The organism is Streptomyces hokutonensis (assembly GCF_000376565.1).
GTDB classification, from domain to species: Bacteria; Actinomycetota; Actinomycetes; order Streptomycetales; family Streptomycetaceae; genus Streptomyces; species Streptomyces hokutonensis.
Window position 1 is genome coordinate 1 of record NZ_BARG01000117.1, and the last position, 13349, is coordinate 13349.

General features: G+C 70.7%; 14 protein-coding genes and 1 pseudogene. 10 read left to right on the forward strand and 5 right to left on the reverse strand.

The features are described 5' to 3' along the window. Positions 1-79 precede the first annotated feature (79 nt). The 5 genes and pseudogenes from SSP08S_RS64045 to SSP08S_RS51680 all read left to right on the forward strand — a co-directional run. Positions 80-943, forward strand: a pseudogene (locus SSP08S_RS64045) (FecCD family ABC transporter permease); the annotation flags it as partial. A gap of 111 nt (positions 944-1054) precedes the next feature. Beyond that, positions 1055-1870 (forward strand): ABC transporter ATP-binding protein, encoded by an 816-nt coding sequence (locus SSP08S_RS64050; RefSeq protein ID WP_026179553.1) that lies wholly within the window; start codon positions 1055-1057, stop codon positions 1868-1870. 152 nt (positions 1871-2022) lie between these two features. Beyond that, positions 2023-2625, forward strand: coding sequence for a hypothetical protein (locus tag SSP08S_RS51670; protein ID WP_026179554.1), 603 nt, complete (start codon positions 2023-2025; stop codon positions 2623-2625). Positions 2626-2781: 156 nt separating this feature from the next. Beyond that, positions 2782-3399, forward strand: coding sequence for a sigma-70 family RNA polymerase sigma factor (locus tag SSP08S_RS51675; RefSeq protein ID WP_019075512.1), 618 nt, complete (start codon positions 2782-2784; stop codon positions 3397-3399). A gap of 141 nt (positions 3400-3540) precedes the next feature. Continuing rightward, the gene (locus SSP08S_RS51680; protein ID WP_019075513.1) at positions 3541-4896 is read left to right on the forward strand and encodes an alpha/beta hydrolase family protein; all 1356 of its coding nucleotides are present in this window, start codon (positions 3541-3543) and stop codon (positions 4894-4896) included. 121 nt (positions 4897-5017) lie between these two features. On the opposite strand, the gene SSP08S_RS51685 is transcribed toward SSP08S_RS51680, so the two are convergent. The 3 genes from SSP08S_RS51685 to SSP08S_RS51695 all read right to left on the reverse strand — a co-directional run bounded on the left by SSP08S_RS51685 (position 5018) and on the right by SSP08S_RS51695 (position 7783). Further along, a complete protein-coding gene (locus SSP08S_RS51685; protein ID WP_019075514.1) occupies positions 5018-6040 on the reverse strand; it encodes an LLM class flavin-dependent oxidoreductase in 1023 nt (340 codons plus the stop codon). A gap of 71 nt (positions 6041-6111) precedes the next feature. After that, positions 6112-6915, reverse strand: coding sequence for an SAM-dependent methyltransferase (locus tag SSP08S_RS51690; RefSeq protein ID WP_019075515.1), 804 nt, complete (start codon positions 6913-6915; stop codon positions 6112-6114). A gap of 88 nt (positions 6916-7003) precedes the next feature. Continuing rightward, entirely contained in the window at positions 7004-7783 is a 780-nt protein-coding gene (locus SSP08S_RS51695) for an SDR family NAD(P)-dependent oxidoreductase (RefSeq protein ID WP_019075516.1), read from the reverse strand. A gap of 104 nt (positions 7784-7887) precedes the next feature. Between SSP08S_RS51695 and SSP08S_RS51700 the strand changes: the two genes are divergently transcribed. From SSP08S_RS51700 to SSP08S_RS51720, 5 genes are all read left to right on the forward strand, one after another. Further along, the gene (locus SSP08S_RS51700) at positions 7888-8124 is read left to right on the forward strand and encodes a hypothetical protein (RefSeq protein WP_026179556.1); all 237 of its coding nucleotides are present in this window, start codon (positions 7888-7890) and stop codon (positions 8122-8124) included. Then, positions 8124-8501, forward strand: a complete 378-nt coding sequence (locus tag SSP08S_RS51705; RefSeq protein ID WP_019075518.1) for a hypothetical protein — start codon at positions 8124-8126, stop codon at positions 8499-8501. The genes SSP08S_RS51700 and SSP08S_RS51705 overlap by 1 nt, the downstream gene beginning before the upstream one ends. A gap of 58 nt (positions 8502-8559) precedes the next feature. After that, positions 8560-9516: a GlxA family transcriptional regulator gene (locus tag SSP08S_RS51710; protein WP_019075519.1), complete on the forward strand. Its 957-nt coding sequence runs from the start codon at positions 8560-8562 to the stop codon at positions 9514-9516. 135 nt (positions 9517-9651) lie between these two features. Beyond that, on the forward strand, positions 9652-10650 hold the full coding sequence (gap, locus tag SSP08S_RS51715) for a type I glyceraldehyde-3-phosphate dehydrogenase (RefSeq protein WP_019075520.1): 999 nt from the start codon (positions 9652-9654) through the stop codon (positions 10648-10650). A gap of 66 nt (positions 10651-10716) precedes the next feature. Beyond that, positions 10717-11784, forward strand: coding sequence for a P1 family peptidase (locus SSP08S_RS51720; protein WP_019075521.1), 1068 nt, complete (start codon positions 10717-10719; stop codon positions 11782-11784). On the opposite strand, the gene SSP08S_RS51725 is transcribed toward SSP08S_RS51720, so the two are convergent. Both SSP08S_RS51725 and SSP08S_RS51740 read right to left on the reverse strand, forming a co-directional pair. Further along, the gene (locus SSP08S_RS51725; protein WP_019075522.1) at positions 11768-12271 is read right to left on the reverse strand and encodes a GNAT family N-acetyltransferase; all 504 of its coding nucleotides are present in this window, start codon (positions 12269-12271) and stop codon (positions 11768-11770) included. The genes SSP08S_RS51720 and SSP08S_RS51725 overlap by 17 nt on opposite strands. 392 nt (positions 12272-12663) lie before the next feature. Further along, a complete protein-coding gene (locus SSP08S_RS51740; RefSeq protein ID WP_019075525.1) occupies positions 12664-13320 on the reverse strand; it encodes a response regulator transcription factor in 657 nt (218 codons plus the stop codon). Positions 13321-13349 lie beyond the last annotated feature (29 nt).

Consider the following 13349-nt stretch of genomic DNA (forward strand, 5'->3'; position numbering starts at 1 on the left):
CGCTGCACCCGGACGCGTTCTGAGCCGGATCAGGGTCCCGCTGGCCTTCCTGCTCCTGCCGGTCGCGCTGCTCGCGACCATGATCGTGGCGATCAGTATCGGCGCGGTGAACGTCCCGCTCGGTGACGTGTGGGCGATCGTCCTCCATCACGTCACCGGCGTCGGGGCGGCGCCCTCCGACCCCGCGCTCGACCAGATCGTCTGGAACTTCCGTACCCCGCGCGTGGTGTTGGCCGCCCTGGTCGGCGCGGCCCTGGCCGTGTCGGGCGCGGTGCTCCAGACCGTGGTGTCCAACCCGCTGGCCGACCCCATCGTGCTGGGCTTTTCCTACGGCGCCACGCTCGGCGCGGTCCTAGTCATCACCTTGGGCGGCGGCGCCGCGCTCGCCGGGCTCGGGGTGTCGGCGGCGGCCTTCATCGGCGCGGTGGTGGCGGGCGCGCTGGTCTTCGCGCTCGGACAGCGACGGGGCCGACTGGCCCCGACCCGGCTGGTGTTGGCGGGAGTTGCTGTCGGCTATGTCTTCCTCTCGGCGACCAGCTTCGTCCAACTCCAGGCGACACCTACCGAGTTGCGCACCGTCATGTTCTGGATGCTGGGCAGCGTCTCCGGTGCCCAGTGGGACCAACTCCCCACGGTCACCGTGGTCGTGCTGGTCACCACCGCACTCCTGACGCTCTTCGGCAGGCGGCTCAACGTCCTGCTCGCCGGCGACGAGTCCGCCACCGCGCTCGGCGTCGACGTCAACCGGCTGCGCGCCGTACTCCTGGTACTCAGCGCGCTGTTGACCGGAACCGTCATCGCCGTCGCCGGCAGCATCGGCTTCGTCGGCCTGATGATCCCGCACCTCGTCCGCCTCACCACCGGCGCCGACCACCGCCGACTCCTGCCCCTGACCGCCCTGTTGGGCTCGGTCTACCTGGTCCTCGTCGACCTGCTCTCCCGCACCCTGAACCGCCCCAACGAACTACCGCTGGGCATCCTGACCGCCCTCCTCGGCGCCCCTTCTTCCTGTGGCTGCTGCGCCACAACAAGGGCCTGGACTGAAGGGAGTTCCATGAAACTCACCGTCGACCAACTCCACATCACCTTGGACCGCAGCCCGATCCTGCACGGTGTGAGCCTCGAGGCCCGCAAGGGCGACGTCGTCGGCCTGGCCGGTCCCAACGGCAGTGGTAAATCAACCCTGTTGCGCGCCGTCTACCGCTCGCTCCGCCCGGCGGACGGCGTCGTCAGAGTCGGCGAGGACGACGTATGGACGCTGTCCGCCCGCGCCGCGGCCCGCCGCACGGCCGCGGTCCTCCAGGACGCCACCGGCAACACCACCGGCCTGACCGTGACGGAGATCGTCGCTCTGGGCCGCGCCCCGCACCACGGCCTCCTGGGACGCGACGGCACCGAGGACCACAGAGCCGTACAGCAAGCCATCGACCACTGCGGCGTACGACCGTACGCGGAGCGCGACTACGCCTCCCTCTCCGGCGGCGAACGCCAACGCGTCCTGCTGGCAAGGGCGTTGGCACAGAACGCCCAGCTCCTCGTCCTGGACGAACTCACCAACCATCTCGACATCCGCGCCAGGTTCGAGCTCCTTGACCTGATCCGCGCGACCGGCATCACCACACTCGCGGTCCTGCACGACCTCGACCTGGCCGCCCGCCTCTGCGACCACCTCGCCGTCCTGCACGAGGGAGCGGTGGTGGCCGCTGGACCGGTCCTGGAAGTGCTGACCCCGGAGATCCTCAGGGATGTCTTCGGCGTCAGGGCGAGCGCCGAGCGGCACGCCGACGGCGTCATCCGCATCACCTACGCCGCCCAGCCGCTCGCCCGCGACGAGACGGCGGCGACCGAGGCCGAGCCCGCCGCGCGCTGAACCTCCCTCTCCAACAGAAGTCGGACGGCAATCCCGTTGAGTTCCGGGCCTTTGGTGTGGTCCGGGTCACATGCTGTGGGTTGAGTGTGGTGCGCTGTGGGTTTGCTTACCCGCACCTGACATGCGATTTCCTGGTGCCAGGATGAGGCCTCATGAGACCAGGGTGGTGTTCCCGCACGATGCGGGCCGCGATGTTCGCGGCCGTCTGCGTGGTGCTCGCCTCCCTGGCGCACGTCATGATGTCCGGGAACCACGTGCCCCCGTGGGCACTGTCCGCCGGACTGGTCGCCACCGGCACCGCGGGCTGGTGTCTGGCGGGCCGTGAGCGCGGCCTCCCGCTGATCGTGACGGTCGTGGTCGTCTCCCAGACGATGCTGCACTCGGCGTTCTCACTCACCCGGTCGGCGTCTGCGGACACGGACATGGCAATGGGCTCGATGCAGCCGGGCTCCATGGACATGGCGGCATCGTCGGCCGGCGGTACGCCCTCGACCGGCATGCTCGTCGCCCACCTGTTCGCCGCCCTGCTCTGCGGGCTCTGGCTGGCCCACGGCGAGAAGGCCGCGTTCCGCATCCTGCGCGTCGTCATCGGCCGTCTGGCGGCTCCGCTACGGCTGCTGCTGGCACTGCCCGCGCCGACGGACCGCCCGCGCCTCCGCAGGCGTCGCCTCCGTTCGGACCGGGCGCCGCACTCCCTCCTCCTCGTCCACTCGATCACCTCCCGGGGCCCGCCCGCGCGGACCGCTGTCGTCTGAGACAGCCGGTACCCCGAGGCCGCCCGTACGGCGTGCCTTTGGCCTCGGCCCTACGTCCGCGCGAGCGCGCCGTAGGGCCGTCCCTCCCCGCTCACCGGACCGCCCGCGTTCCCGCGTGCCCAGGTCCGGAACACGGATGACCGAGAAGGACACCAGGTGATCACTCCTGCCCTGCCCGCCCCGCGCGGCAAAGGCGAGAAGAAGTCGGCATCTCTCGACGAGTCGATAACGGCGTGGGCGCTCGCCGCCCGCCACGGCGACGCGGACGCGGTCGAGCACTTCGTCCGGGCCTTACAGCGTGACGTCCAGCGGTACGTCGCTCATCTCTGCGGCGATCCGCAGGCCGCCGACGACCTCGTACAGGACACGTTCCTGCGCGCGCTCGGCAGCCTGCACCGCTTCGAGGGGCGCTCCTCGGCACGCTCCTGGCTGCTGTCGATCGCCCGCCGCGCCGTCATCGACAGCTACCGGTACGCCGCCGCGAGACCCCGCCTGTCCGACGTACCGGACTGGCAGTTGGCGGTCGAACTGTCCCAGCCGATCGACCTGCCCGGCTTCGAGGACGGCGTCGCGCTCCTCGATCTCCTGGCATCGCTGCCGGACGACCGCAGGGAAGCCTTCGTCCTCACCCAGATGCTCGGTCTGCCCTACGCGGAAGCCGCCGAGGCGAGCGACTGCCCGATTGGAACGGTCCGCTCCCGAGTGGCGCGGGCCCGGGCGACCTTGACGGATCTGCTGGCCGAGGCCGACGAACCCGCCGTAGCGGCGGTCTGAGTACTGCTCGGTCGGTTCGACCGTTTCCCGGAACCCATCTCCACCCGCGCGTTGGTGATCTCCACCTGTGGGTGGTGGTGACCCGCACCGGGCGGCGGCCAGGCTCGGAGAGTCAGCCTTTTCCCAGGGAAAGCCGAGGCCATGTACCGACATTCCGCATCGCCGAGCCGTATCGGGCGCCGAAGTCTGCTGGCGGGCACTGCGACGGCGACGGCGGCCGCGCTGATCGGCTCCTCGGCGTCGGAGGCCACCGCGACCCCGGCCGCCGGCGTCCGATTCTTCACGGCCGAAGACCTGAACTTCCAGACCCAGTTACTGCTCGGTGTCTGCGGTTACGGCAGTGCGGAGGCCGGTGAGGTGCTGGCCGCCGTGGACCGGATCAACGCCGCCGGGGCCGGCTATCAGCGTTTCGTCGAGGAGTTCCGCGCGCTGGCCGCCCGTACCGCCGAGCAGGCCGCAGCCCGGCAGCGGGCCGGGCACATCGCTTCGGCCCGGGGCGGCTTCCTGCGGGCCGCGAGCTATGGATCCGCCGCACTGATGTTTGTGCTCGGCACCGCCACACCCGGCGCCGAGAAGGCCGTCTTCGCGGAGATGCGGCGCTGCTGGGAGCGCGCGGCAGCCCTCTTCGATCCACCGATCGAACGGGTGGCGATCGACTACCAGGGCACGACGATGCCGGGCTACCTACTCCGTTCGGACCGTTCCACGCGCCCGCGGCCCACCGTGATCCTCAACAACGGCAGCGACGCCCAGAGCGTCGAGCTGTACGCGTTCGGCGCGGCCGCCGCCCTGGAACGCGGCTACCACGCGCTGATCTTCGAGGGTCCCGGGCAGGCCGCGATGCTGTTCGAGCGGAACGTGCCGCTGCGTCCCGACTGGGAGAAGGTCGTCACTCCGGTCGTCGACTGGCTGCACCGACGCCCCGAGGTGGACCGCGACCGGATCGCGCTGGTCGGCTGGAGCCTCTGCGGGGAATCGGTCGCCCGGGCCGCCGCGTTCGAACACCGGCTGGCCGCGGTCTGTATGGACCCGGGCATCGTCGACGTATGGTCCATCTGGGAGCCGAAGATCGGCGAGGTCTTCGCGGCCGGGTCCACCAGGGACGAGGTCAACACCGTGTGGCGCGAACAGGTGGTGCCCGGCCTGTCGGCCGTGGACCGCTTCACCCTCGCCAAACGGGCCGAACTCTTCGGACCCGGATTCCGCGCGGACGCGCTGGCCGGCCGGCCGCCGATGGATGTGTGGGGGCTCCGCGAGACACTGCGGAAGTTCCAGAACGCCGACGTGGCCGCCCGTGTCCGCTGCCCCGCGCTGGTCACCGACTACGAGAACGACCAACTGGTATCAGGCCAGAGCAAGCCGTTGTACGACCTGCTCACCTGCCCCAAGGACCTGGTCACCTTCACCACGGCCGACGGAGCCGGCGACCACGACGCGGTCCAGGCACCACAGCACCGCAACGAGGTGCTCTTCGACTGGCTCGACGACGTGATGTGACCGGCGCCGGCCGACGGGACAAGGGGACCGGCCGACAGTCCCGGACGCCGGCTCTCGACCAGGTCGGGAACCGGCGGCGGGCGGTCGCGTCGACTCCCCGAAACCGGGCGGCAGACACCACTCAGCGCCAGCCGAGCTCCGGTGCCACCTCGGTCAGGATGCTCTCCAGCACATGGGCGTTGTAGTCGACCCCGAGCTGGTTCGGGACGGTCAGCAGGAGGGTGTCCGCGGCCTGGATGGCCTCGTCCTCCTTGAGCTGCTTGACCAGCACGTCCGGCTCGGCGGCGTACGAGCGTCCGAAGATCGCCCGGGTCGTGTCGTCGATCATGCCGACCTGGTCGCGCGAGTTGCGGTCGTGGCCGAAGTAGGCCCGGTCCATGTCGTCGGTCAGGGCGAAGATGCTGCGGCTGACGGACACCCGCGGCTCGCGCGTGTGGCCCGCCTCCTTGTACGCCTCGCGGTACGCCTCGATCTGCTTGCGCTGCTGGACGTGCAGCGGCTCGCCCGTCTCGTCGTCCTTCAGCGTGGAGCTCTGCAGGTTCATCCCCAGCTTCGCGGCCCAGACGGCGGTCGCGTTCGAGCTGGAGCCCCACCAGATCCGTTCGCGCAGCCCCTCGGAGTACGGCTCGACGCGCAGCAGCCCCGGCGGGTTGGGGAACATCGGCCGCGGATTCGGCCGCGCGAAACCCTCGCCCTCGATCACCTTGAGGAACGCCTCGGCGTGCTGCCGGGCCATGTCCGCGCCGGTCTCACCCTCCTCGGGGGCGTAGCCGAAGTAGCGCCAGCCGTCGATCACCTGCTCCGGTGAGCCACGGCTGATGCCGAGCTGCAGTCGGCCGCCGGAGATCAGGTCGGCGGCGCCCGCGTTCTCGGCCATGTACAGCGGGTTCTCGTAGCGCATGTCGATCACGCCGGTGCCGATCTCGATCTTCGAGGTCCGTGCGCCGATGGCCGAGAGCAGCGGGAAGGGGCTGCCCGCCTGCTGCGCGAAGTGGTGCACGCGGAAGTACGCGCCGTCCACGCCCAGCTCCTCGGCGGCGACCGCCAGGTCGATGGACTGGTGCAGGAAGTCGGCAGCGGACCGGGTCCTGGAATGCGGACTCGGCGACCAGTGACCGAACGAAAGGAAACCTATCTTCTTCACGCAGGCCAGAGCGTTCGGCGGCCACGATTGATTCCCGCACGGGCACACCGGAGATCACCGAGCTCGGTCCGTCACACTGTGCGGGCGACTCCGACGTACAACGGGATCTGTTCGCTCTCGCTCCGCCGCTCCCCGAGTTCGGGATGCCAGCGTGCAGCGAGTTCTATGCCCGGGTCGACAAGCTCAAGTCCCGTGAAGAACGCGGTGAATTCGGCGCGCGACCGCACCTGCGCGGGTGTGCCGCCCTTGCGGTAGACCTCGACTACCCGCTCCCAGGTCTCGGGATCGAAGTCGCCGGTCGCGTGGGAAAGGGCCAGATAACTGCCGGGTGCCAGGGCCGCGAGCAGTTCGGCGACGATCCGATGGGGATCGTCCTCGTCGGCCACCAGGTGCAGCAGGGCCACCAGGGACAGGGCGACGGGCTGCTCGAAGTCCAGCACTTCCCTCGCCGCCGCGAGGATCTTCCCCGGCTCTCGCACGTCGGCCTGGATGTACGTCGTACTTCCCTCGGGCGTGCTGTGAAGAAGCGCCTCGGCATGCCTCAGCACGATCGGGTCGTTGTCCACGTACACCACCCGGGCCCCGGGATCGATGGCCTGGACGACTTGGTGGAGGTTGGGCCGGGTGGGTATTCCGGTACCGATGTCGAGGAACTGACGGATTCCTCGACCTGCCAGCAGCCGGGACGCCCGGTGCATGAAATCGCGGTTCACCCGGGCCATTTGCTTGACGGCGGGGAACAGCGCGATGACCTTTTCCGCGGCTTCCCAGTCGACGGGATAGTTGTCCTTGCCGCCGAGGAAGTAGTCGTACATGCGGGCCGATTGGGGCTTGCTGGTGTCGATGCCGTCCGCGCTGAATCCGGCAGCTGTCATTCCGATCCTCCTGTGACGCGTCGGCCAGCAGTGTGCCATGACCCTCGTGCCACGATCTCCAACTGGCGGACGTTCAAAGGGCGTTGGGCTAGTGCACGGAGAACCCGCCGTCGACGAAGACCGACTGCCCGGTGACATAGGCGGAGGCGCGGCTCGCCAGGAACACGGCTGCGCCCGCGAAATCCTCGGCAAGTCCGTTGCGCCCGACCATCGTTCGGGCGGCCAGCGCCGCCACCTTCTCCGGGTCGTTCGACAGCCGCGCGTTGAGCGGGGTCATCACGAACCCCGGCACCAGCGTGTTGCAGGTGACGCCGTACGGCGACCACGCCTCGGCCTGCGACCGGGCCAGTGACTCCAACGCGCCCTTGGAGACCCCGTAGGCGCCGCTCTGCACGAACGCGCGATGCGCCTGCTGGGAGGTGATGTGGATGATCCGCCCGAAGCCCCGCTCGGCCATGCCGGGACCGAAGCGCCGGCCCAGGAGGTAGGGCGCCTCCAGGTTCACCGCCATCGTGGTGTCCCACACGTCCTCGCCCAACTCGTCCATCGGCGGGCGGAGGTTGATCCCGGCGCTGTTCACGAGAATGTCCGGCTCGCCGAACGCCTCGGTCGCGGCCTCCGCCGCCGCACGCACCCCGTCACGCGTCCCCAGATCCCCGCTCACCCACGCGGCCCGGCACCCGTCCGCCACCAACTCGTCGACGGTGGCGGCCAGTTCCTCCTCCTTGCGGGCCACTACGACGACCTGGGCCCCCGCCCGCGCGAGCGCCCCGGCGACCGCCCGGCCGATGCCGGAACTGCCGCCCGTCACCACCGCCACCCGGCCGTCCAGCGAGAACATGTCGAAGAGATAGTCGCGAGAGATCATTCCCGCAGCCTAGGTGCCGCCCCCGCGAACCGGTCCCGGGGACCGCGAAAAGCGAGGAGGTGAGGCCCCTCGCCCCGATGGCACCAACTAGGTACCATCGACGTATGCCATCACTGAATGTGTCCTTCACCGAAGAGGAACTCGACGGGGTGCGCGCCGCCGCCGCGGCCGAGGGCAAGAGTCTCAAGCAGTACCTGCACGACCTCGGCGTCCGCGAGATGCAGCGCGGCCGGTTCGTCGCCGGCGCGTCCGCGTGGGCCGAGCGGCTGCGCGGCGAGTTCGACGACGCGTTCCCCGAAGAGGTGCCGCCCTCCGAGCGCGGTGGGGCCGCGGCCGCCTGATGCACCTGTACATCGACGTCTCCTGGCTGCTCGACGTCCAGGAGGCCGCCCTCTCCGACGAGGACATGTCGGTCTCGGACTACTCCGCGCTCGTGGCCGCCGTAGCCCGCCACAAGACCAAGCTGCCGACCCTCGCCGCCGCCGATCCGGACGCCGCCTGGCGGGCCGCCGCGCTCATGCACACCATCGTGCGCCTGGAGCCGCTGCCGCACCGCAACAGCCTGTACGCCGCGTTCGTCGCCGCCCAGTACATGGGCCAGTCCGGCGAGGGCATCGACCCGCCGTACGGCGCGCTCTCCGAGCTCGTCCGCAAGATCCGCGACACTCGTGTCGGGGTCGTGGCCGTCGCCGACCAGCTGCGCTCCTGGAAGGTCTGACCTGGTCCTTCCCGGGTCCTCGCGACCGGGCGGCCGTACCTCTGCGTACGCTGTTGGCGTGTCAGCCGCCCGCCTCCGCCGTGTCGCCGTCCTCGTCCTCGAAGGCGCCAAGCCGCTCGACGTCGGTATCCCCGCGCAGGTCTTCACGACGCGGGCGAGCATGCCGTACGAGGTGCGGCTGTGCGGCGCGGCTCCCGGTCTGGTGACCGGCGGTGACGGCCTGTCGTACCACGTGGCCGACGGTCTCGACGCGCTGGCCTGGGCCGACATCGTCTTCGTCCCCGGCTATCGGTTCCCGGACCGTGAGGACCCGCCGCAGGCCGTCCTCGACGCGCTGATCACCGCCCACGACCGGGGCGCACGGCTCGCCGCGATCTCCACGGGGGCCTTCGCGCTCGCCGCCACCGGCCTCCTCGACGGCAAGCGGGCGACGACCCACTGGCACTACACGCTGGCCCTCGCCGCGAAGTACCCACTCGTCAAAGTTGACGAGAACGTCCTGTTCGTCGACGAGGGCAGCATGCTGACTTCGGCGGGCGCCGCCTCCGGCATCGACCTCTGCCTGCACATCCTGCGCGGCGACCTCGGAGTGGCCGCGTCCAACCACGCGGCCCGGCGCCTGGTCGCGGCCCCCTACCGCAGCGGCGGCCAGGCGCAGTACGTGCCGCGCAGCGTGCCCGAACCGCTGGGTGAGCGGTTCGCCGCCACCCGCGAGTGGGCCCTGCACCGGCTCGGCGAGCCCCTCACCCTGGAAACCCTGGCCCGGCAGGCCGCGGTCTCACCGCGCACCTTCTCCCGGCGCTTCGTCGACGAGACCGGCTACACGCCGATGCAGTGGGTCATGCGCGCCCGCGTCGACATGGCCCGCGAACTGCTCGAACGGTCCGAGCGCAGCGTCGAGCAGATCGCCGCCGACGTCGGCCTCGGCACCGGCGCCAACCTCCGGCTGCACTTCCACCGCCTGCTCGGCACCACACCGAGCGAGTACCGGCGCACCTTCGCCCAGGGGGAGTAGCCGAGACCCCGCGACGGCCTTCGGCGAAAGCCCCGCGACCGCGTTGGCGAAATCCTTTTGAACCATGGCGATCACGCCACTGTCACCGACGGTTGCCGCGCGCGAGCCTGGAGTGGAACCGAAGGGACTTCACTTATGACTCGCATCGCCATCAATGGATTCGGCCGCATCGGACGCAATGTGCTGCGCGCCCTGCTCGAACGCGACAGCACCCTCGAAGTCGTCGCCGTCAACGACCTGACGGAGCCCGCCACCCTGGCTCGGCTGCTCGCCTTCGACACGACGTCCGGCCGGCTCGGCCGCCCGGTCTCCGTCGACGGGGACACCCTTGTCGTCGACGGCCGGCGCATCAAGGTGCTCGCCGAGCGCGAACCGGCGGACCTGCCCTGGGCCGCGCTGAATGTCGACCTCGTCCTTGAGTCCACCGGCCGTTTCACCTCCGCCAAGGCCGCCCGCGTCCACCTCGACGCGGGTGCGCGCAAGGTGCTCGTCAGCGCGCCCTCGGACGGTGCCGATGTCACGCTCGCGTTCGGGGTGAACAACGACGCCTACGACCCGGCCACGCACACGATCGTCTCCAACGCCTCCTGCACGACCAACGCGCTGGCGCCACTGGCCGCGGTGCTCGACGAACTCGCCGGTATCGAGCACGGCTTCATGACCACGGTGCACGCCTACACGCAGGAGCAGAACCTGCAGGACGGCCCGCACCGCGACGCCCGCCGCGCCCGTGCCGCCGCGGTCAACATCGTGCCGACCACCACGGGCGCCGCCAAGGCGATCGGCCACGTCCTGCCGAACCTCGACGGCAAGCTGTCGGGCGACTCGATCAGGGTGCCCGTGCCGGTGGGCTCGATCGTCGAGCTCAACACCACGGTCTCCCGCGACGTGACCCGCGAAGACGTGCTGGCGGCCTACCGCACCGCCGCTGAGGGACCCCTCGCGGGCGTCCTGGAGTACTCCGAGGACGCGCTCGTGTCCTCCGACATCACCGGCAACCCCGCCTCGTCGATCTTCGACTCGGCGCTCACCCGCGTGGACGGCCGCCATGTGAAGGTCGTCGCCTGGTACGACAACGAGTGGGGCTTCTCCAACCGGGTGATCGACACCCTCGAGCTCCTCGCCGCAGGCTGACACCGACAACGCGGGGTGGGTGACCTCCGTCCGTCGGCGTGACCACTGCTGCCGTAGTGTCTGGCCATGCCAGAGTCGCCCCGCCCCGTTCCGCTCGCGCCCGCCGTACCCCGCCGGGCCCGTGAACTCGGGCTCGGTATCGGCGACTTGCCCACGGGGACGCACAACGCGATCACGGACGTGCCCGGCATCCGTGTCGGACACGCCACGCTGATCCGCCCGCCGCAGGTGCACAGCGGCGTCACCGCGATCCTGCCCGAAGGAGTGGGCCCCGCAAGCCCGTTGCCCGCCGGGGTGTTCGCGGGCAACGGCTACGGCAAGCTCCTCGGCACCACGCAGATCGCCGAACTCGGCGCGCTGGAAACCCCGGTGCTGCTCACCTCGACCCTGTCCGCCTTCCGGGTCGCGGACGCCCTGGTCGGCTGGGTGCTGGAACGGCCCGAGGAGACGGACGTCCGGAGTGTGAACCCCGTGGTGGGGGAGTGCAACGACGGCCTCCTGTCCGACATCCGGTCGCGTCCGGTCCGGGAGGAACACGTCCGAGCCGCACTCGACTCCGCGTCCGCCGGGCCGGTCGCCGAGGGCTCGGTCGGCGCGGGCACCGGGATGACCGCGCTCGGTTTCAAGGCCGGTATCGGAACCTCGTCGCGACGCGTACCGCTCGCGGGCCGGGAGACGATGCTCGGTGTGCTGGTGCAGGCCAACTTCGCGGGCACACTGCGAGTACGCGGCCGTACGGTCGCTCCCGCCGACGTGGGCATCCCTGCCGAGGAGTCCGATCCCGGCCCGGAGACGGGCTCCTGCATGATCGTGGCCGCGACCGACGCACCCCTCGACGCTCGCCAACTCACCCGGCTCGCCCGCCGAGCCGTCTACGCGCTGGCCCGGGTCGGTGCGGGCTACGGCCACGGCAGCGGCGACTACGGCCTCGCGTTCGGCACCCATCCTCTTGGCACGCCCGCCGGACCAGCCGTGGTGCCCGATGCCGGGCTCGACGTCCTCTTCGGCGCGGTGCTGGACGCCGTGGAAGAGGCGGTCCTGAACTCGCTGTTGACCGCGACCCGGGTGACGGGGCCGCGCGGGCACACCCGTTGGCCGTTGCCCGCGGCGGCGCTGCTCAGTCTGCTGGAGTGAGGGTGCGCTCGTACCAAGTGCCCTGCTTGCCGCCGATCTCGGCCGGGAGCGCCCGGCCGACCGGGACGAACCCGGCCTTGGCCAGCACCTTCTGAGACGCGATGTTCTCGTCCGAGGTGGCCGCACGCAGCGTACGCAGACCGTGCCGCGACACCGCCAGCCGGCACAGTTCCTCGACGGTCGCGGTCGCTGTCCCGCGCCCGGTGACGTGCTGCGCCACCCGGTAGCCGAGGTCGGCGGTGCCGCCGTCGACGAGGTCGAACAGGTTGAACCTGCCGAGGACCGAGCCGTCCTCGTCGACGAGCACATGGAAGGCGCAGACACCGGCCTCCTGCTCGGCCAGCAGGGCCTCGAAGTGTTCGGTGAAGTGCTCGAAGTAGTCGTCGCCGCGGTCGGTGACGGAGGCGGCGAAGTAGGCGCGGTTCGCCAACTCGAAGGCCAGGACCGCCGGGGCATGATCGGCGCGCAGCCGCTGCAACTCGGGCACCGCCCGACCCTACCCAGGCGGGCCCCCGGCGGGGCAACTCACTTTCTGACGAGGAAGCAGGTCCCGTCCGCGTCCTGTATCTCCGGCACACCCAGGTACGCGAGATCCTGTACGAAGCGCTGCCGTGACACCGGGGTGTCGCCGGCCGAGCCCTCCGGCCACATGAGCCACATGAGCCGGATCGGCCTCAAGTCGTAAGGGGCGTCCCGCACATGGGCCTCGGGGCGTCACAGTTCGAAGGTGGCGTGCATCTCCCGGACGAGGATCTCCGCGGGCCCGGTCGCGTCGACCCGGTGTCCACCCGTGGCGGTGAAACGCACGGCGTCGCCCTCGTCGAGACCGCCGGTGCCCTCCAGGCAAGCCGGCCCGACCGAAGCGAGCAGCGCAGCGCCTCAGCTGGGCTCCAGCCCCGCGTCCCGCGCCAGCAGCGCCGCCTGGACCCGGTTCTCGCACCGCAGCTTCGTCAGGATCCGGCTGACGTAGGTCTTCACCGTCGCCTCGCTCACATGGATCCGCTCGCCCGCGTCGGCGTTCGACAAGCCCTCACCGAGCAGGGCGAGCACCTCCAGCTCGCGGGTGCTCAGTGTCTCCAGACGTCGCCGCGCCTCCTCGCCGCGTGCCGCGGTCTGCCCCGAGGCGAGCGAGTCGACCACATGGCGGGTGGCGGCCGGCGACAGATACGCGTCCCCGGCCGCAGCCGCCCGCACCGCCTGGATCAGTTCGGCCGGCGCCGAGTCCTTCAGCAGGAACCCGGCGCCTCCGTGGCTCAGCGCACGCAGTACGTTCTCCCGCTCGCCGAACGTCGTCAGGATCAGCGGTCGTACGGCCGGTGCCGCTCGCCGCAGCTCGGCCAGTGCGGACAGCCCGTCCAGCACGGGCATCTGGATGTCCAGCAGTGCCACGTCGACGGAGTGGGCGCGGACCAGGTCGACGGCCTCACGGCCGTTGGCCGCCTCCGCCACGACGTCGATGTCGTCGGCGGAGGTGAGGATCATCCTGATGCCCGCCCGGATGAGCGGTTCGTCATCCGCGACGAGGACTCTGATCACGACTCTCCTGCAGGGACGTGCGGCGATGG